This is a genomic window from Pusillimonas sp. MFBS29, from assembly GCF_020687695.1.
GTDB lineage: Bacteria > Pseudomonadota > Gammaproteobacteria > Burkholderiales > Burkholderiaceae_B > Pusillimonas_C.
This window is the reverse complement of sequence record NZ_JAJEWL010000015.1, coordinates 13431-33697: the sequence shown is the minus strand read 5'-3', so window position 1 is coordinate 33697 and position 20267 is coordinate 13431. Positions and strand designations below refer to the sequence as shown.

At 52.8% G+C, this 20267-nt stretch carries 14 protein-coding genes and 4 pseudogenes; 8 read left to right on the top strand and 10 right to left on the bottom strand.

What is annotated here, in order from left to right:
* Positions 1-144 precede the first annotated feature (144 nt).
* Positions 145-462 (top strand): H-NS family nucleoid-associated regulatory protein, encoded by a 318-nt coding sequence (locus tag LKR43_RS15830; RefSeq protein WP_227685169.1) that lies wholly within the window; start codon positions 145-147, stop codon positions 460-462.
* Between the two features lie 2 nt (positions 463-464).
* Here LKR43_RS15830 and LKR43_RS15825 read toward each other — a convergent pair whose 3' ends face one another.
* The 3 genes from LKR43_RS15825 to LKR43_RS15815 all read right to left on the bottom strand — a co-directional run bounded on the left by LKR43_RS15825 (position 465) and on the right by LKR43_RS15815 (position 3590).
* Positions 465-1322: a metallophosphoesterase gene (locus LKR43_RS15825; protein ID WP_227685168.1), complete on the bottom strand. Its 858-nt coding sequence runs from the start codon at positions 1320-1322 to the stop codon at positions 465-467.
* 77 nt (positions 1323-1399) lie between these two features.
* Positions 1400-3169 (bottom strand): AAA family ATPase, encoded by a 1770-nt coding sequence (locus LKR43_RS15820; RefSeq protein ID WP_227685167.1) that lies wholly within the window; start codon positions 3167-3169, stop codon positions 1400-1402.
* Between the two features lie 31 nt (positions 3170-3200).
* The gene (locus tag LKR43_RS15815; RefSeq protein WP_227685166.1) at positions 3201-3590 is read right to left on the bottom strand and encodes a hypothetical protein; all 390 of its coding nucleotides are present in this window, start codon (positions 3588-3590) and stop codon (positions 3201-3203) included.
* A 1132-nt stretch (positions 3591-4722) separates the two neighbouring features.
* Here LKR43_RS15815 and LKR43_RS15810 point away from each other — a divergent pair.
* From LKR43_RS15810 to LKR43_RS15795, 4 genes are all read left to right on the top strand, one after another.
* The gene (locus LKR43_RS15810) at positions 4723-5151 is read left to right on the top strand and encodes a DUF4148 domain-containing protein (protein WP_227685165.1); all 429 of its coding nucleotides are present in this window, start codon (positions 4723-4725) and stop codon (positions 5149-5151) included.
* Between the two features lie 205 nt (positions 5152-5356).
* Complete coding sequence (locus LKR43_RS15805) at positions 5357-5947, top strand: TetR/AcrR family transcriptional regulator (RefSeq protein WP_227685164.1); 591 nt, start codon at positions 5357-5359, stop codon at positions 5945-5947.
* Between the two features lie 94 nt (positions 5948-6041).
* On the top strand, positions 6042-7022 hold the full coding sequence (locus LKR43_RS15800; RefSeq protein WP_227685163.1) for an alpha/beta fold hydrolase: 981 nt from the start codon (positions 6042-6044) through the stop codon (positions 7020-7022).
* A gap of 74 nt (positions 7023-7096) precedes the next feature.
* Positions 7097-7846 (top strand): sigma-70 family RNA polymerase sigma factor, encoded by a 750-nt coding sequence (locus LKR43_RS15795; RefSeq protein WP_370632137.1) that lies wholly within the window; start codon positions 7097-7099, stop codon positions 7844-7846.
* A gap of 270 nt (positions 7847-8116) precedes the next feature.
* Here LKR43_RS15795 and LKR43_RS15790 read toward each other — a convergent pair.
* A pseudogene (locus LKR43_RS15790) lies at positions 8117-8356 on the bottom strand (HigA family addiction module antitoxin); the annotation flags it as partial.
* Between the two features lie 1361 nt (positions 8357-9717).
* On the bottom strand, positions 9718-10749 hold the full coding sequence (locus tag LKR43_RS15785) for a DUF4238 domain-containing protein (protein WP_227685161.1): 1032 nt from the start codon (positions 10747-10749) through the stop codon (positions 9718-9720).
* A 323-nt stretch (positions 10750-11072) separates the two neighbouring features.
* On the opposite strand from LKR43_RS15785, the gene LKR43_RS15780 reads away from it, so the two are divergent.
* Both LKR43_RS15780 and LKR43_RS15775 read left to right on the top strand, forming a co-directional pair.
* Positions 11073-12869: an ATP-dependent endonuclease gene (locus LKR43_RS15780; RefSeq protein WP_227685160.1), complete on the top strand. Its 1797-nt coding sequence runs from the start codon at positions 11073-11075 to the stop codon at positions 12867-12869.
* Entirely contained in the window at positions 12841-14853 is a 2013-nt protein-coding gene (locus tag LKR43_RS15775) for a UvrD-helicase domain-containing protein (protein WP_227685159.1), read from the top strand. The genes LKR43_RS15780 and LKR43_RS15775 overlap by 29 nt, the downstream gene beginning before the upstream one ends.
* A gap of 278 nt (positions 14854-15131) precedes the next feature.
* Here LKR43_RS15775 and LKR43_RS15770 read toward each other — a convergent pair.
* Positions 15132-15371: pseudogene (locus LKR43_RS15770) on the bottom strand (transposase domain-containing protein); the annotation flags it as partial.
* Positions 15372-15845: 474 nt separating this feature from the next.
* Here LKR43_RS15770 and ltrA point away from each other — a divergent pair.
* Positions 15846-17210, top strand: coding sequence for a group II intron reverse transcriptase/maturase (gene ltrA, locus LKR43_RS15765; RefSeq protein ID WP_227685158.1), 1365 nt, complete (start codon positions 15846-15848; stop codon positions 17208-17210).
* A gap of 79 nt (positions 17211-17289) precedes the next feature.
* Here the strand turns inward: ltrA and LKR43_RS15760 are convergent.
* The 4 genes and pseudogenes from LKR43_RS15760 to LKR43_RS15745 form a co-directional block, all read right to left on the bottom strand.
* A pseudogene (locus tag LKR43_RS15760) lies at positions 17290-18654 on the bottom strand (IS66 family transposase); the annotation flags it as partial.
* 72 nt (positions 18655-18726) lie between these two features.
* Positions 18727-19059, bottom strand: a complete 333-nt coding sequence (gene tnpB, locus LKR43_RS15755) for an IS66 family insertion sequence element accessory protein TnpB (RefSeq protein ID WP_227685157.1) — start codon at positions 19057-19059, stop codon at positions 18727-18729.
* Positions 19056-19472 carry a transposase gene (locus LKR43_RS15750; RefSeq protein ID WP_227685156.1) on the bottom strand — a complete coding sequence of 139 codons (417 nt, stop codon included), beginning with the start codon at positions 19470-19472 and terminating at the stop codon, positions 19056-19058. Before LKR43_RS15750 ends, tnpB begins: the two co-directional genes overlap by 4 nt.
* A 75-nt stretch (positions 19473-19547) precedes the next feature.
* A pseudogene (locus LKR43_RS15745) lies at positions 19548-20133 on the bottom strand (tyrosine-type recombinase/integrase).
* Between the last annotated feature and the right edge of the window lie 134 nt (positions 20134-20267).

The following is a 20267-nucleotide window of genomic DNA, read 5'->3' as shown; positions in this document are numbered from 1 at the left end:
ATACCAGAGAAGTAGAGGATTCGCTCATTAAAACAAATGTCCATTTACCAAAAATGAATGGACACTTATCTTGATGAGTTTTACGTGAGAGCGCTAGACGGTAATGGGCGTACGCTTACTTAAAATCTAATTTTAGGGGTGTAAATGTCTAACTATCTTGAGCTAAAGGCGAAAGCTGAGAAGCTAATGCAGCAAGTCGAAGAGGCAAGAAGGAAGGAAGTTGCTGAAGTCATTGGCGAAATCAAGAAAAAAATGGCCATATACGAGATTGCTATTGACGATTTGGGTATAACTGACAATGCTAAAAAGACGAAAGCGGCAAAATCTTATACGCCATCAACAAAGTCAGCACCACGGTATAAAGGGCCTGCGGGAGAAACATGGAGCGGGAAGGGGCGACAGCCCGCTTGGCTTAAGGAAGCTATTGGGCAAGGGAAAACCAAACAGGATTTTGCCTTGTAGAGTTAGGTTATTTCAGGTGGATAAGGCAACCACGCACAAACCTCGTCGTGACACAGCACTATCAGGCATGTATCAGACTTCCTGGCATACGCTCCCCGATCAATAAACAGATGTGAGTCGTGCAGGATCATGGTCGTCTGCGGCGTGTGTCCCACATAGGTGAGCGACAACCCTGGATGCATGGGCTGCTGGCTCAGCAGGAGCCTGCCCGCTGGCGTATCGATGTGACTGGATTTGTCCTCATCTACTTTTCCCACCAATCGCCGGCCCCAGGTCAGTGGTTCGATCATCTGCGCTAGTACCTTTTCCGTGAGCTGATCATCCGTCAGTACCCGCTTGCGAGTTTGATCCGCAGGCAGGCCTTCCAGTCTCGCCCAGAAGCCACCCTGGTCGAGACTTCCGGTCATGAGTTCCGCGTGCGCAACATGAAACAGCGATAGCCCCTCGCCCACGGTCATGACATAGGGCAAGGACAAGATCCGCGGCAGCAGATCCTGCCGTAGCTCGGCCTGAGCGTCCGCATCCAACGTACGTACCCAGCCTCCGCCGTTGCGAAAAAATAGCTTTCCACAGACGTTAGTGCCATAGGGCATCACCACTTCATAGGCATAATCAATCAGCATATCCTCATGGTTGCCACGCACGGCAAAGAACCAGGGCTCACGCAGCAGCCGTAGACAACCCATTGAATCTGGCCCCCGATCAATCAGATCGCCCACCGACAACAGTCTATCTGCCGCGGGATCAAAACCGATGCGAACCAGTTCGGCCTGCAACAGCTCCAGGCACCCGTGCAAGTCTCCGACAATAAAGTCCCGCCCCTTGGTGTTCGCTGGCAGGCGTTGATGCAATGTAGCCATGGTCATTCTTCCTTCCGATCTTGTATGGGTGTCACCCGCTGCCGGCGGGACAGCGACCTGCGCTAGGCCAATGCGAGTTAATGCTGGGTGTACACCGCCTGATCGGCGTCACTGCCTAGGAGTTCGAGCAATGCGCGGCGCATCTCACGGGCGGATAAACCGCGCATGAGCGCTGCCTGGCGTGGCGTAACAGTCAGTGCACCTTGAGGCAGATTCCAGGACCGCTCCATATCTCGCAAAATCCCTTTCAAGATCACCTCTGAATACTCGGACCCCGGCGCCGGAAAAAGCACCGGTCGCAACCGACTCAACAGCGGTTCAGATAACGCGTTCAACGAGTTGCTGGTGGCGATGTACAAACAATGCGATAGATCACACTCGCTCATCAAATAAACGTCCTGGTATCGCCGAGCATTCCCTGGCTCAAGCAGATCCAGCAGCGCGTCCTGGGGATCTCCTCCGTTACTGGAACCCGCATGCGCCTTGTCAATCTCATCGAGAATGAAGATCGGATTGGGCACCTGCGTTTGCTGAATGAACTCCACCATTCGCGAAGGCCGGTTACTGGCCCAGCCGCGGGTAACTCCCTTAAGCACTTTCACATCGGTCATACCCGCCAAGTTAATCACCGTGTTGGGGGTATCGAGCAGCTCGCTCAGGCGCTGCGCAAAGCGCGTCTTGCCGGTACCAGGCGGACCCACCAGCACCACGGGTGCCATCCCAAGACGCATCACGCCATGACGCCGGCGAGCAAACAAATCGCTCATGACGAGGGCAATCGCCTCGTGCGCCCAGGGAAACTCAGCGCGTAGCGTGGCCCGTAGCGCATAGAGCGCCTCCAAATCAGGACACGCCCTGAACGTCATGGGTCGACGCAGCACCTCAAACTGCTTGAGGTATTCGTTTTCAGCGCGCTCACTGGACGTTGGGATGACGCCTGGCACGACCAGAATTTGATTGGGCCCAGGAGTCCTAGGTACTCGTGCCGATGCCAACCTCGGCTCGGACCGAGTGCTTGCAGGCGCTCCATTTTGCTCCAGATCATCCAGACACAACAGGACGGCTAGCTGCTGCTCGATCAGCGCAGCCCGGTGCGCCTCTGGCTGCTGGGCATGTTGACTGGCCGCATCGATCAGGCGATTCCAGAGCGGCTTGATCCAGACCAAGGCCTGACGGCGCTGCTGCACAGGGCAAGCAGGTTCGGGCAGGCGGTTGATCGGCATAAGCGTCAAATAATTGACCACGCACGCCAGCGCACACTCAAATGATTCCGAATCCCAACCGCTAAAGCGGCGCTGTACGTGACGCAGCGCGACGCGTGCCCCCAAGTACCAGGCCTGTGCCACCTCCTTGTTGACTCCGGAGGCCAAGCGCCCGACTCGCTCTTTGGTTTCGACAAGTCGAGGTAGTGGGTCGACCTGCAGATCAAACTCAACGCGCTGATCACGCTGCGTCAATAGCGTGTTGGCCAAGGCGAATGCACCAATGACACTATTGAGCTGGCGTGACAAGTGAAACCATTGTTCGGGACGGCTGCTGCCGCTAACGTATTTGTCATCCGGATACCGACTTTCAATGAAGCGCCCTAGCGCGAGCGCGGCTGCCGCACGCACATGGCGAGGCTGATCCGGTTCGGACACGACCAACAACTGCTTTTTGATTTCGCCTAGTGGGTAAGGGAACAAATCCTTACTCGAGTAAAGTAAGGTGAGAAAGTCGTCACTGAAAAAATTACCCAGTGGCGCATCGAGCAGCGCGCCCGCGGGCGCGTCCTCGCCAAAGATACGCTCACGCGCCTGTGGGTCCAGATACCGCGCCAACTTGCTCGTGTAGTCATCGTGGTTCATGATGAGGCCTTCTGCTTGATAAGGTTTTTATTTATGTGGCTTTGGCGCGGCAAGCAGCGCAAAGCGCACTGAGCCAACCGACGTTCGTCTCTACGCTGCCAGGGCGGCCACAACGCTCGCAAATGTGACTGCTCGCTTGCGCAGCCATATCGACGGCTTGCCGAATGTTGTCGGCCAACGCGTCGCTTGCGCCGGACAGGTTGTAGTAAAAACGCAGGCCGCCAAACTTTTCTTTTACCTGCCTCACCTCGATCAACGCGCCGGGCTCTTCCTGCAAGATCGTGTCAAGGCGCGCGCACAGCGTTTCGATGAGCTCACACCAACCGTCGCCATGCTCGAAACCCCATGACATAGGGCTCCCTGAAAAGACACGGGGATAAAGAGTGGGCAAAGCCTCAAGACGAACTCGTTCCTCGGACATTACGTTCTCCGATATAAAAGATAAAAAGTAAGAGACAGGCGCCCCTTGCGGATGGCCTGTTTTAGGCGTTTACCTAGGCGGTATGTGCCAACACATCACGATCGCATTGCGCGGCATGGGAAACTCCCTGAAGTGGTTCATGTCGGCGAGGCTTAAAAAAAAACCCCGCTTGAGGCGGGGCTGGCGTATGACTTATACAAAGACAAAAAGCGTCAGGCTCCCGCGCACGAACGTGCTATCACCCATATCTTGGTGGTGGTAGTCATCGCGGTCCGGTTCATGTCGTGGCGCTTCATGATTAGTCTCTTGGATTCAAATCAAAATGCACAAGAAAGGATTTCTCTGTGCATGGGTACAGGCTATCAAAATCCGGTGGCAGTGCGCAAGAGCCAACGTACGAAACCAATGAAAAAAAGCCGGTTCGTCGTTAAAATGAAACATGTAAGCTGTTGAAATTATTGATTTTTTATCCCGTAACAGCTCACCTATTATCCCGTAGTCACTCACTTTTTCTGCTATCTGCCTTCTCGGTACTCATCGAATTTAGTGCATTACAATTGATAGCATTGTGGGTGTGTCCCACGTCTTGAAAGATGATTCAGTACGCACGATCTCATATTGAAAATCCTGCTGCTCGAATGCCAATGTTGTTTCGCCTAGGAACTGTAGTGCATGAAACTCAGCTAGAGGGTTTGCTCGGAAAGAATTTACAGCCATTCATAGCGCTCCAGGATTTCAATACTCTACTTTTGAACACCTGAATCGCTTTGGGCGTTTGCTCCGTATCCTTGATGGGTTTGATGAAATGAAGCATGCCATGACAGCGGCTGATTTTCAGGCGAATTTCAAAGAGTTCAATAGATTGCTTGTTGGCGACGCTACCCGACTCAAAGCAGCAGTTTGCCCTGAAAATGTGAACTGCCAGAAACGCGCCTAGGGTAATCGACAGACTCGTTCAGAGCTTTTCATTGTTTCATTAGGGTGGAAAGTACATGTCCTTTCAGGCCATTTATTTAGTTGGTTGTCGCTTTTAAAGTGACTACATCGGCGAGATAAAAGTAGCTCCTCACCGAGGCCCTTGAAATATGTTCTGGGGTTGTTCAAGCCAATCAACTTACTTAATGGATTTATCATGACACGCACTCACACTTACGCTATTGCGCTCATTTTTACCTATCTATTTGCAGGCCAAACTATGGCCGCAAGCATCAACACTCCTGTTACACGGGAGCAAGTCAAGGCGGAGCTCGCTGAAGCCATCCGTACAGGAGACGTTAGTCCGGGTGAAAGTGGCCTAAAGCTGAATGAGCAATTTCCTCAACGTTATCCCACGCAACAAGTAGTTGCAACGAAGAGCCGTCAGCAAGTCGTCGCCGAACTGGCTGAAGCGGTACGCACAGGCAACATAAGTTCTGGCGAAGGCGGCCTGAAATTGAACGAGCTGTTTCCTTATAACTATCCTCCTCAGGATAGGTCTGCAAGTAAAAGTCGCGAGCAGGTCAAAGCCGAATTGGCTGAGGCTATAAGCACAGGTCAGCTTTATGCTTACATCGAAGCATAAAGCTCTTGTTGAGTTCGATAAATGACAGCTTACATGCCTGCGACCGCTCGGCCTATGACACAAAAACGTCTGGGCCAGCGCAGTAATCTGGCGAAGATCTGATTGAGAATTAAGCGCTGCAGGATCTTGTCAATGCAAAAAATGTTGACAATAGACGACCGGTCATTTATATTTTAAACCAACTAACTGACTAACGAAGCATGATATGCCAAGACGCCCCAATCCCGAAATTCTCCAACGCTTGCTAACAGATGGTGGGCGCCTGGTTCATGAAGTTGGGTTCCATGCATCTGGCGTTCAGGATATAGCGGTTGCCGCGAAAATCCCCAAAGGATCCTTCTATAGCTATTTTGATAGCAAGGAATCATTTGCGTCTGCCATATTGCAAGAGTATTGGACCGACATTGAGAACCGCTTGGTGACAGTATTGTATGACGCAAGCATAGAGCCTTTAGTTCGAGTCAAGCGTTTCTTTAGTCTGCTTGTGGACGAACATGCTGCGAACAACTTCACTATTGGGTGTCTTATAGGGAACTTGTCTCTTGAGCTAGCCAATAACAGTGATGGGGTACGTGCGACTTTGACACATATTCTCGGTAAGTGGGAAGCTGCGTTAGCCGCGTGTATAAAAGAAGCGTCCAGCAATGCTGGCTCCAGCAAGCGGCGAGATGCTCATCAACTGGCGGCTATCATGATAGATAGTTTCGAGGGAGCCACATTACGCTCCAAGATAGAACGCAACGACAACGCGTTTCAACGTTTCATTGACATCACACTGCCGCATATTTTGACGTAATCACTTTAGTTTTTTTTTCTTTATTAATAGATGACTGGTCGTTTATTAATAAGCCATAAGTCCTCCGATACCTAACTTTCAAAGGAATATCACCATGTCACGTACTAATGCTTTTATCTCCAATCGCCGGAATCTGCTTCTTGGCAGCGCTTCTGCAGCCGGTGCTCTATTGACTTCAGGCGCCGCAAACCTTGCCGTTGCTGGCGGTACGCCAGCAACCGTCGCAAAGGTTGCATCTCCTCTGACGTCCTCCAGCATAATTACCACGTCGGACGGTACACAGATCTACTACAAGGATTGGGGGTCTGGACCCACCGTCATACTATGCCACGGGTGGCCCCTCAGCTCAGATAGCTGGGCAGCCCAAATGCTGTTCCTCGCCTCGCAGGGGTTTCGCACCATCGCCCATGATCGGCGCGGTCATGGGCGGTCCAGTCAGACATGGCTGGGCAACGACATGGACCATTACGCAGATGATCTAGCAACGGTTATTGAAACGCTGAACCTTAAGAATGCAGTGCTTGTCGGTTTCTCGACAGGTGGGGGAGAAGTCGCCCGGTATATTGGCCGCCACGGTACCCAGCGTATTGCCAAAGTGGTTTTGGTTTCAGCCGTCACACCACTCATGCTCAAAACCGAGAGAAACTCCAAAGGATTACCGCTCGAAGTCTTCGATGAAATCCGGGCTGCGCAAGTAGCAAACCGATCACAGTTTTACAAAGACCTTCCTGCTGGCCCGTTCTATGGTTTCAATCGTCCTGGTACAAAGTCATCGCAGGGGTTAATCGACGAATGGTGGCGCGAAGGCATGCAGGGTGGGCACCACAACACCTACGAATCGATTAAAGCCTTCTCTGAAACAGACTTTACTGAAGATCTGAAAAAAATCGATGTGCCTACGCTTATCATCCATGGGGATGATGACCAGATCGTGCCCATAGAAGCAGCTGGCCGTGCCTCAGCAAAGCTCATTAGAAACTCGAAGCTGATCGTCTACCCAAACGCCCCCCATGGCTTGCCTGAGACGCATCGAGGCAGATTCAATGCTGACCTACTTTCCTTTATCCGCAGTTGAGTAAGGCTGCTGCACACAGTGCGGCAGCCTGCTAAAGCAGTCCGTAAACAAAGGCGCATGCCGGAGGGAATGCTATGAATCACGAATCACTGTCGCCAGTTGCTACTCAGCAAAGCCAGCAAGTTAGGGGAGACGGCGAATGCACTTTTATTCGACTTCGGCGGCGGCTGGAAAAAATCGCTTACCGTATCTTAGGCTCAGTCGCCGAGGCTGAAGATGTTGTTCAAGACACTTGGCTGCGATGGAATGCGGCAACCGGGCAAGAGATTGATAATGAGGAAGCATGGCTTGTTTCAGTCACGACAAGATTGTCCGTTGACAGACTACGCGTTATCAAAACCCATCGTGAACACTGTTCAGAACTATGGTTGCAGGAGTTTCAGATGACGGAATCCCCTGCAACACCTCAAGATATTAATGAGCGAGATGAAGATGTGTCGATGGCATACTTAGTTTTGCTTGAGCAGCTTACTCCGGAGGCGCGTGCGGCCTTCTTGATGCATGATGTGTTTGATACCGACTACGATAAGATAGCCCAAATATTACATAGAACACAGGAAGCCTGCCGCCAACTCGTTAGACGAGCAAATCTCCAGTTGCGCGAAAAACGGCGACATATTTCTGTTTCTTGGGAAGTGCACCATCATCTGCTTAAGATCTTTGTCCAGGTTCTTGAACGGGCTGACTTTGCTGACATCAGAGCATTGCTAGTAGAAGATGCTCGGCTGATGAGTAGTGATAATGCACAGATGATCCAATTTCGAGAACAAGATACACAGTCACCTTGCTTCACAAGCTCAGTGAAACCTAGAACGTCTAAGTAAAGAAAAAAGCGATTGGTTGCCATTGAGTTCTAACTAAAAATAAGCGATATTTTACGAATTGATAACAGTCGCCCAAACGGATTCAATTCAGTCATTTTCATTGAGCGACAACTACTAGTGTACATTCGGGCAAACCTAATAATTTCCGGATCTGCGGACTGGCCGGTTGTGGCCAAAGGCATATGGCCAAACCCGACCTAAACCGGCTGGTCGAATAGCGATAATATTGGTATGGTAGATTTCAGCCCCGATTCGTCGGAGTTTTTGCTTCTACGCGTGTTCCAACGACTGAATTTTCGCCAATACGTCCTGCATTTTTTCACGGACGACTTCCGTATCATGCACCACCTGGGCACGCAACCAGTAGTCATCTGAAAAGTCAAAGAAACGTGCCAGGCGTAGATTCGTATCGGCAGTAAAAGCACGTAACCCTTTCACGATTTCGTTAATGCGCCGAACGGATACACCAATTTCTTTGGCTAGGCTGTACTGAGTCAACTGTCTGAGAAATGGATGTTTTAACGTTGGATATAGTCGGCGGAGCGGATGAACCCTTACCCCATATCCTCCGCCGTCTCAATAATGAGACTAGAGAGGCCGCCGGAGGGCCGATCGCGTTGTTCATTTGAGAGAGTGTTCGAACCGTCACCACCGTCCTGTGCGATAGGTACAGTGCCGAAGTAGCGTTCAAGCAGCGATGCTTTTGAAATTTGAGCTGAAATATCGGCCTGATGCCTCTCGACATACATAAGCATTAGTCCGGGTGCTGTTGCATCGGTTATTCGCGGAGCTGGGCCTCGACCGATATTTGCACGCCTATAAGTGCGCCGCCCAGTCGTTTGCAGTAGTTCCTGAATCGTTCGAGACCAATCATCCTTGGGCTTCCCCAACTGAAACGGCCTGCCGTCTTTATTAAGGAGCATGTCGCCGAGCAGACGGGCAAGGGACCGATCAGCCGTTAGTTGCTGTTTCGCAGGGCTTGCCGCCCAAGGGCATTGGTCGGCCCACGTGATTTGCTCAGGATAGGCTTGCCCATCGTGCACCAAAGCATAGCGCGAACCCTTGCCATGCTCTTTGAGGTCACGTAGTCCTGAAGTAAGGCCTCCAGTCACAAACTCAAATGGTGGCCATAGGCTGAATAGGTGAAGCTGCGCATCTGAGGAGGGAAGCCGGTGAGTGGAGTCTCTCGACATTTTTGCTTGTAGCAATATCGCGCGAGCCGAAGCGCGTCCCTTCTTAGTGTGCTGATGAACGACAAGCAAATCAGCGAGCTCGACCTGACGAGGCGGGGAACCGAACGAAACCTGCGGGTGCCCGTGGCAGAACACACCAGAGAGCCTCAAACTGACTCCCTTTGATCGGAGTAATGGCACCCATCGATCCGCCAAGTATGGTATTCCGTTTGTTACCAATGTCGCGACGTAGTCTTCTTCACGGACGGTGCTCTTGGCGAGCTGTTTGGCAAGGGAGTGTGAGTGCCAGATTGCGGAATTCGCACCTGAGTACAGGCTTTCGCATTCATGTGGTGCTAGGAGGGCTGTGAGTGGCATGATGGGCTATTTATTGTGGTGCTTAGGCAGTTAATATAGGGAAAAATCTTGCCGTCTAGCATCAGAGCGCGCTCCCTAACATGACGGAGCCTGGCAGCGCGGAATGGTTAGCAGATTTTCCTTCACGTGATGCTTCGGTGTGGGAGAGCAACATTAACAGAATTGATAAACACATACCGACTCCGGTCCCGATATACCAACCAACTGCTTTCGGCACGACAGTGTGTCCGACCGCTTTTGGCCGTTAGTGACCAGCCGACGGGCTAAGAGTCACGGCCCGCAAGTCCTCTAGATGTGGCGCGTCACTCGAGCGCTAGGTACCTAGCCGAATAACTCAGCTTCAGCTTGGCTTTGTTCGTTGCCCCAGTTCTGCCAAGTAGCCCGTTCTTGATTGTAGGCTGCCAAGCTAGCGGCTCTGGGGCGTATGTTCTGAACGTCACTCTTTCCTTTGTCGAAGATGTAGCGGTCGGCATGCTCAACTATGACCTTTCGTAGGAACTGTGCCGTCTGCCTGTCAAGCACAGTTCCTCTAGGCCAGCTTCTCCGGCCTATGCAATTGTGGAGAAGGTGTTTCGGGCTGAGAGGCATAATGATGTCGACTTTAGGAACACCCCAACCACCCCCAAAGTCATAGTTCTTATTGTTGTGGTAGTTGAGCTTGATAAGAGGGTTGTCCGATGTTGGCCATGACATTCCGGCCGGGGCATGCACGACAGTCCAATGGTTATTGGTAATTTTCGTGATGGTGTCGGTTAGCAAGTGCCGCATACTCCATAGCCATAGGCGCCTCCCTACGACAGTCCTGGTCTCTATGTCCCCGTCTCCCTCCGGATACCTCGTAATTAAAACCTTGAGCGGGAAGGGGTTGTTAATGTCTGGTTCTGATTTTGGTATCGTGACCCCAGCCTTGACGGCAGCTTCAAGGTGCCTGACAGAAGTTTCAAGCGTCTCGTTCATCAACTTTTGCATCGTGTCGCGGTGTCGAGCAAGGAAGGTGCGCAAGTTAGCAGGGGTGCGGACATCCTGGGCAACGGCGAATCGAACTAATTTTCTCCAGTGTTCTTGGGACATTCTCTCGTCATTGATTGCGAGACGAATAGCTTCCTCGGCAGGCGCTTCGAATTCCTGGCTAAGCCAACGCTCGAACTCGTCAGTTTCCTCTTGACCTGCTAGATAGGTGTACAGATGTTGATGGAAGGCAATGCCCCGAAGGGAGTGATCCTTCCATAGAGGCGCCTCACTGTTCGGGACGAGAAGCCGATAGGTGGGGATCTTCCCATTCGTCACCCACTGCTTCAGATAGAGCTGCGGTACGTAGTGGTTGTTTTTGCGAAGCTGAATAGTTTTTGCCATCGTCCGCTCTAACGGTTAGTTTGGTTGGAAGCTCTGTAATTTGGGGAATCGGGCTCAGAAGTCTCCGGCGGGATTCTTCTTTATATCCCACTGTATCGTCACAGCCTTTAGGGCGAAACCGTCCTTTGCCATAGCTGCCGAATAACTGGTTTCAGTAATAGGTCGCTTCTGGCCGTTTGAAGGCCTTCATCGGTCTTAAACCGACCCAAAGCGGAAGTTCGATGGCTGGACACCCTATCGAAAAATAAGTTCGATTCAGTCATTAATGTTGCATAATGCATCTTTGCTATCCATAAGCTCTTGCTAATGTAAGAGGAAAAATTTTGTATTTATCAACTCTCAAATTGTGGAACTTCAGGAAATTTGGTAGCAATGCCGATTTCTTATTAGAAAAGCCTCATCTTAGTTTGTCATTCAATCCGGGCCTCAATGTACTAATTGGGGAAAATGATTCGGGAAAGTCTGCCATTATCGATGCAATTCGAATCGTGTTGAAAACCCACAGCTATGAATGGGCTCGAATCGATGAAGATGATTTCCATGCTGGTCAGCATCGTCTGCGTATCGAGTTGATCCTATCTGGCATAGGACTTGATGAAGGCAAGAATTTCACCGAATTTCTGAGTTGGGAAACAGTGGATGGGAAGCTTAACCCTCTACTATGCCTCAATCTGGATGTATTAAGAAATCCTGCAAACGGAAAAATTCTTCCATACGAAGTACGAGCTGGTGCTGATAGTCGCGGAAAGGCGCTTAGCCCTGAGGCTCGGGAATATCTGAAAGTTACCTACCTGAAGCCACTGCGCGATGCCAAAGAGGAGCTCGTCGCACGCAAAAACTCACGACTATCCCAAATCTTGTTAGGGCATGAGGCTTTCAAAAATAAGAATGCGGATCATGTCCTGCTCAAACTATTGGAGGCATTTAATGGCTCCATCGAAGGATATTTTGTTGGGAAGGATTACGCAGGTGCCGAAATTGATGACCAACTTGGCAAGGGATTGAAGGACCAGATCGACACCTATATCGGTGCACTTTACCAAGACGGGTGCAAGACTAGCCTCGCAGTGACTGAGCGGACGCAACTTCGAAGCCTGCTGGAGAAGCTGGAACTCTCGATACAAGGCGAGACGCGGCCAGGCCTGGGAACGCTTAATCGCCTTTTTATGGCGTCGGAGCTCTTGCATCTCAACAAGGAGAACTGGGCGGGGCTTAGGCTTGGCTTGGTCGAAGAGTTGGAGGCGCACTTGCATCCGCAAGCCCAGATGCAAGCGATCGAGACGTTCCAGCAACAAAAAGATGTGCAGCTCATTCTGACTACGCACAGCCCAAATATTGGATCTAAACTTCGGCTTGAGAACTTGATCATCTGCGGTAACGGCAATGCGTTTCCCATGGGAGAAAGCCATACTGAACTCAGTGGAAACGACTATGCATTTCTTGAGCGATTTCTCGATGTAACAAAGGCCAATCTGTTTTTCTCAAGGGGGGTAATTCTGGTCGAAGGGTGGTCTGAGGAATTGCTGATGTATGAATTGGCCAAGCTGGCGGGGTACAACTTGACGGCAGCAGGAGTTGCCGTCGTTAATGTGAATAGCTTGGCATTCATCCGCTATACCAACATCTTTAAAAGAAAGAGTGAGCCTTATTTCACAAGGCCTATAGCAGTGGTGACAGACTCTGATATACAGCCGTCAGAGGAAGATGGTTCTAGCCTGGGCGATAAAGCGAAGCTGACGGAGGCAATCGCAAACAAAGCAGAAAAGTACGATGGGCAATGCGTTAAATCCTTTATAGCCCCCCAATGGACGTTGGAGTATTGTCTATGGAAATCAGTGACCTTCGGGGATAAATTCGTCGAGATTGCCAAGGACGTGCACAGCAAAACAGATTGGACAGACTTTGAGGCCACACTGTCCGATAAGCTTCAACGTCGCGTGTTGGCTAAAACTGAGATCGCTGCACGCTTGGCGCAAGTGATCGCTAACAATGGGATTGACGCTGCCCGACTGCATAGTGATTCGAAAACAAAGGACTACGCTGTCCTGGGGAAGGACAGTCACATCGCTTACCTCATTCAAGCCATCCAGTATGCCTGCGGTCTTTCATCCGTCGCTTGACGACATCGCCTATGCAGAACGTATTCTTCTCCCAGCGGGGGAGTCGTTCGACAAGGAGAGGCTGCGCTTCATTTGCGATATGGGAACCCTTGACCTACTTGCTGTGCCTGGGAGCGGTAAGACGACTGCACTGCTAGCCAAGCTCCTCATCCTGGATCGTTATCTGCCAAGAATGGATGGTAGCGGCATCCTTGTCATCTCTCATACGAACGCTGCTGTTGATGAAATTCGTGATCGAATCGGGACGCACTGTACGCAGCTATTTCGGTACCCCAATTTCATAGGGACTATCCAGAGATTTGTGGATGAGTTTCTAGCGGTCCCGTATTACGTGAATTGGTACAAGAAGGCACCCTTACACATCGACGATGCAGCCTATGAGGCACTGTTTTCTAATCCGCCTTTTAGCATAAAAGGATTCACAAAGCAGGAGAGTAAGAACGCCCGGTACTTTCTAATGTTGAACGTCAAGAGGATTCGCTGGTCTTGGGTCGACGGCAAGGCAACGCTGACCGAAGGCTATGCTGGTAAGGCTATCGATTTCAAGAAGCCTCTAGGACGTACCAAGCCAAGCAACTATTCCGACTGGAGTGCTTCGGAAAAAGGACGTATCAGAGAATGGGTCCACGCCTTTAAGCTGATGATCCTGAAATTAGGCTACCTCTGCTATGACGATGCGTACTTCCTTGCGAGCGTGGCACTTAATAGAAATCCGCAGATCAAGAGTATGCTCCAGCAGCGTTTTGCCCACGTATTTGTGGACGAGATGCAGGATATGGAACGCCATCAATATGAGTTGTTGGAGGATCTCTTCTTTGATGTGGGAGCTTATAGAGGTGGGTATCAGCGCATTGGGGACAGAAACCAATCCATCTTTGATGGCAGGTCAAGTGTTGCTGAAGAGTTTTGGGAAAGTCGCGAGAAGGTGCTCGAGCTAAACGGCAGCTATCGATTAGGCCCGATACTTGCCGATGTCGTCAGCGTATTTGGTGTCAGCCCTATCAGGATTGAGGGGCGACAGAAAAATCCCGATGGATCCGCAGTGATGATCAAACCGCGCTTTATCGTCTACTCGGATACGACCAGATTGGGCGTTATCCAACGCTTTGCAAGTATCGTTCGCGAACTCGCGAATGCACAACTTCTCCCATTACATGATAAGTCCCGATGCAAGGCGGTGTGCTGGACCATAAAGGGCGAATCCAAAAAAACCAGGCTGACAGACTATCACCCACCATACGCGAGGATTGCACCAACTGGCCGGGTGCACCACGAAGTGCTTGAGAGCCACCTGGCACTTGCGCAACATGATGTCACGTCGTTTTCCCCGATTGAACAAACCATCGTTGATGCTTTGCTACGGGTTTTGAGACTGGAAAGTGCTACAGACGCGGAAGACAGCCACTTCGTCAAAAATAGTATGAAGGGATTTCTGCAGACGAATAGTCCAGATGTCTGGGAGAACTATCAGTCGAACATGTACCGATGGTGTTTGGCAATTGCCGGGGGTGACCGTGATAGTGCTCTTCAGGAGATCCGCCAGTGGATGCCAGAGTTCTGTGCTGCTTTCGATCGACAGTTCGCAGCGAGCAAAGACTTCGTGTTTGGAGAGCTTGAAAACCTGTCGACTCCCGATACAACACCTCCCCAGGAGGAGTGCAATGTCGTCATTTACGACGGCATCAGAGTAGACGTCTCAACTGTTCATAGGGTCAAGGGCGAAACCCATACGGCAACTTTATACATGGAGTCATTTTATGAAAAAGGTGGTGGCGGCAACTACGAGTCTGAGCGGCTAATGTCTCAGTTCCATGCCAAGCCGCTGAGCGACAAGCTACATAATCGAGTGCGACAATCGGCCAAAATGGTCTACGTGGGCTTTTCGAGGCCAACGCATCTGCTTTGTTTCGCCGTGCATGAGTCTCGTTTCCAAAAAATGGAGGCTGAGATTTGTACGAATACATGGGAGATCGTGAGGCTATAAACTGAGCATGCTCACTTCTTATTCGTCCGTCCTAAAGCCTAACAATCATCCTCACCTTAATCGCCTGTGAGGTGTTGCGACTTAACGTCCGCTCTAGGCCGGACAGTGACCATCTCGGTCGCTGTCCTGTTCGATTGTAAGTAGATGTCACACTTCTGTCTGCTCTGCCATTTCCAGAGCGTCATCGACTTCAATACCGTAAGCGTCCGCCGAACGCACATTGACTGACGGCCGCAATAGCCGCCGTCAGTTTTCAAGGGTTCGGGTTAACGCGTTAACTACGTCGTTTCGGGTTGCCACCGATGCGGCAACAGGTCCTGGATCCGGTTATTCGGATGCGTAGGCAGGCGCGTAAGCACATCCTTCAGATACGCATACGGATCATGCCCGTTCATCTTCGCCGACTGGATCAGACTCATAACGGCAGCCGCACGACGGCCCGCCCGCTGGGAGCCGGCGAACAGCCAGTTCTTGCGACCCAGGGCGATGGGCCGAATCTGATTCTCGATCCAATTGTTATGTGTGCCTTGCTAAGGCACGATTTAGTAGGTCGGTGCAAACCCGACCCGGCCACTCTCGCTCCGGCCGGAAGCACAGGGGGCGACTCAGGAGGTAACAAATGAGTTGAAGCACTCTCTGAAAAAGGCCTCGTAGGAGGCCAGTGGACTCTGCGGGCCGTAACGTGAGTGAACACTGAGCAGGCCTCGAAATGTCGTTGTGGAAGTCGACTCGCCATAATAACGAGGAAGACCGCCGTCGCTGGAGAAGTGAGCGTGATATGCATCCAGGGATTCCACCGGGGTAGTGGTGGCAGCACGCAGAGCACAGACTAATCGTGCAACAAGGGAAGTCCATGGTGGTGCCGGTCTTTGGCAGAGCGGCAACGGTGATTCCGTGAGGAATGGAACCGGCCCCGTGGATGACGGATGGGGGCGTAGTAGTGTTGACGCTGGGTAATGCCAGTCGAGCAAAGGCCCCCTGTTTCGGGACGAATGATGGAAAGTAGCAAGAGCCTGGGGATTGACGAGAGTCTATTAACCCCGAGGTTATCGGTTCGGACGTTACAGACCACATTGCAGGCGAAAGCCAAGAGTGAACCGGCTGCGCGCTTCTATAGCCTGTGGGACAAGGTCTGTCGAATGGACGTTCTTGAAGAAGCCTACCGTAAATGCCGCGCCAATCGCGGGGCGCCGGGGGTGGATGGAGAACGATTCGAGCAGATTGAAACCCAAGGCAGGCGGCAGTGGCTGGAAAGATTGCAGCAGGAACTAAGGGTCAAGCAGTATCGGCCTGGCCCCCTGCTTCGTGTGTGGATTCCTAAAGCCAATGGTGGCGAACGTCCGCTCGGTATCCCCTGTGTGCGGGACCGGGTTGTCCAAGCCGCTGTACTTCTGGTGATCGGACCCATCTTTGAGGTGGATCTGTATCCTTGGCAGTATGGCTTTCGGTCGGGGGTAGACGCAAAGATGGCCCTTCGGCGCATTCACTTCGGCATTGTGAAGCGGGGCGCCCGAGAAGTTGTCGACGCGGATCTCTCAGATTACTTCAACACTATTCCCCACGGGGACCTGATGCGCTGTGTGGCACGCCGCGTGGCTGATGGTACTGTGCTCGGAATCATTCGCGAGTGGTTGAATTCTCCGGTGATTGAGCGCAAGGGCCGCGGCCACGAGGAACGCAGCACTGCCGCCAAGGACACTCACCGGGGAACACCGCAAGGCGGCATCATCTCGCCACTGCTGGCAAACCTGTACTTCCGACGCTTCATGCTGGCGTGGTACGGGCGAGGGTACAACCACAGGTTCAAATCAGAGGTGGTGAATTACGCCGATGACTTCGTGATTCTGTGCAAGGCCGGATACGGCGAGCAAGCGATGATCGTGATGCGGCAACTGATGCAGAAGCTAGGCCTGACGGTCAATGAAAAGAAAACGCGGCTGGTGAAACTGCCGGATGAGCGTTTTGACTTTCTTGGCTACACCGTCGGCCGTTTCTACGGAAAGGATGGCCGGCCCTATTGGGGAACAGCGCCATCCCGAAAGGCCATCAAGCGCGTGATGAAGGAAGTCCACGACATGACGACATCCCGCTGGAATGCGCTGGGACCTGAGAGCCGAATAGAACGCCTCAATCCGCTTCTGCGGGGCTGGGCGGGTTATTTCAATCAAGGCCCTGTCAAGCAGGCGTATCGCCTGCTTGACAACTATACGGCGCGACGTCTGCGAATCTGGTTGATGCGGCGGCGAGGGAAACGGGGAACGGGGTATCGCCAATACTCCGACCAGTACCTATACGGCAAGTTGGGGCTGATCCGTTTACAAACGCGCAACGACCTCTCGAATGCGAAGGCTTGTTGACCCGAAAGAGAGCCGGATGCGGGAAATCTGCACGTCCGGTTCGATGAGCGGGGTGTGGAAACGGAGTTCCGAGGCGGTTACTGGCGCGTCGTATCTTCCGATACGGCCCGACTGAATGCCAATTCCAACCACCGCGCCACATCTCGACTCTACCGATGGGTAAGCGGCCATCACCCAGGTAACGCGTCAACGCCGCCCAGCGCTTCAGGCTGTAATCCAACGCCCGCGCGATGCCAGTACCGTCGGGTACTTTCAGGCGATGGGCCATCATCCAGGCATGCAAGGCTTCGGCAATGGGCCTGGCCTGCCGCTCACGCAGTTGCCGCCGTGCTTCGGCAGCCAAGCCTGCGCCCTGAGCCTCGATCCCGTAGAGTTGCCCGATGGATTTGAGCGCCTGTTCCGCGATCTGGCTTTTGCCCGACTGATGCAGCTCGTAGAACTTACGCCGGGCGTGCGCCATGCAGCCGACCTCGGCGATGCCTTGTTCGAAGCAGGCTTTATAGCCGCCGTAGTCGTCACAGACGAGTTCACCGCGCCAGTGACCCAGGAAGGCTCGGGCGTGAGCGCCTGAGCGTCCTTCGGTAAAGTCGTAAACAACCGCCTTCAGATCCTGCAAGGCGCCGGGAGCGTAGGCCCACAGGTAGGCACGGTGCGTTTTCTTGCTGCCGGGTTGCAGCACCTGTACCGGCGTTTCATCCACGTGCACCACCGGCTCGTTCAGGATGGCTTCACGCAGCGCATCGATCAGCGGCTGCAAGCGCACCCCGCACACACCCACCCATTCGGCAAGCGTGGAGCGCGGAATCTTTACCCCGACGCGCGCGTAGGTCTGCTCCTGGCGGTATAGCGGCAGATGGTCGGCATACTTCGCCACCAGCACATGAGCCAGCAGGCTTGACGTTGCGATGCCCTTATCGATCACCTGTGCCGGCATGGGTGCCTGGGTCAGGCTCTCGCACTGGCGGCAAGCCCACTTGCCACGGATGTGCTGCTCAACGCTGAACACCCCGGGCGTGTAATCGAGCTTCTCGGTGATGTCTTCACCGATCCTCTGCATCTGGCAACCGCAGGTGCAGGTGGTAGAGTGCGGCTCATGGCGCACTTGGATGCGGGGCAATTCCGGCGGCAGGGTCTGACGCTTGGGCGTTGCTGCAGTCTTCTGTTCAGGCTGCGCACCGTCCAGGTTGATGAGTTCCTGCTCGATGGCAGCGATGTCGGCATCGACCGCATCCTCCAACAACAGGCCTTGCTCGCCGCCGAGCTGTTCACTCTTCTTGCCGAAGCGATAGCGGCGTAGCACTGCAATCTCGTGCGTGAGCTTGCGGATGTGGGTGGCCTTGAAGTGGATCTCCTGCGCCTGCTGGTCGACCTTGCTCATCAACTCCGCGGCCAACGCCCGCAGGGCGTCGGCATCGAGCTGATCGAGGTTGGGTGCAGACTTCAGAGACATGGGCGTCATGATGCCAGACCCGTGTGCAGCGCACCATTCGCACAGCCCCGGATTGCAAATCCGCTATCACAACATGGCGATCGACTCGTACTCGCTCAGGCGCTGCCATGGCAGGCCGATCACCAGGGCGTGCGCCTGTTGTGCGGTGAGTTCCATCTGCGTATCGCCAGGCCGTGGCCAGTGCACACTGCCCTGGTGCAGCCGACGTACGGCCAGCCAGACGCCGAAGCCATCGCATACCAGCACCTTCAGCCGTGTGCCGCGGCGGTTGGCAAACACATATGCATGGTACGGCTGCGAAGCGCCGAAGACTTCTATCACCTTCGCCAGCAGCCGGTCCATGCCGCTACGCATATCCACAGGTTCGACCGCGAGCCAGACTTGGTCAATACGGATCACCGCAACCACTCGCGTAGTAGTTCAGCGCATTGCGCCGCGGCGCTCACCGGCCAAGTGACGCGCACCGTCGTCGCACCCTTCGTCATATCGATGCTGATGGCTCCATCATTCGGTGCTGTGGAAGCCATGCTGACGGGAACGAAGGGTGCCGGCAACGCGGGAGCTCGCGGCGCTGGCCGGCATTGGGAGATCGCAGGTGGTGCCGCTGCTGCGATGTCTCCACCGTGATGCCCGTAGCGTTCGTGTTCAGTCACCCAGCGACGAAGCAAGTTGGCATTAAGGCCGTGCTCCAGCGCGATGGCTGCCACCGAGACGCCGGGATATTGGCAGGCCGCCACGAGCTCGGCCTTGAAAGCGGCATCAAAGGTGCGGCGACGACGGCGCCCGGAAGTGCTCTTATCAATAGTGTCCACGTGTCCACCAAGAAAATAATGGACACGTATCCTCTTACGCCGGACCGGACGATTCAATGTGTGTTCGGCGGACGCTTACTCAATACCAAGGTATCGAACCGTACTTTCGAGCTTGGAATGACCAAGAAGCAACTGAACTGCTCTCAGATTTTTTGTGCGTCGGTAAATCAATGACGCCTTTGTTCTTCGCATTGTGTGTGTGCCGTATGCTGCCGGATCTAAACCAATGGCAGTCACCCAGGCGTCGACTATCCGAGCGTATTGCCTAGTCGACAAGTGCAAAGATGCGTGGATCCGGCTTGAGAAAATGAAATCATCAGCGTGCAGCTATTTGTAGCGTATCCATGTCAGCAACGATTCGCGTGTTTGCTCAATGATTTCAAATTACACGGGGCGTTGGGTTTTTTGCTGCATAACAATCGTACGAGGTGCCACATGCTCTCCATATGCAATATCACGCACCCGCAGTTTTACCAGGTCGCAAGCCCGTAGCTTACTGTCAATCGCGAGATTGAAGAGAGCAAGGTTACGGATATCGTTTGACAGTTGTAGCCGGACGCGGATAGCCCAGATATCTTTGATCTTCAATGGTGCTTTGCCCAACGAGTTTTCCCTTGTTCCAAGGCTCATGCGTTAAGGCAGTGTGCATAGTCGCTTTCATGACGAACTCCTTTTTGTATGGAAAGGAGTTTTAGTGTGCTGCCAATCACTCAAATCCCATAGACAGTTGCTTGAAAGTATGATCAGACGCTATCGATCCGAAGCAGAAGTTGCCGAACTCTGAACGCGTGCATT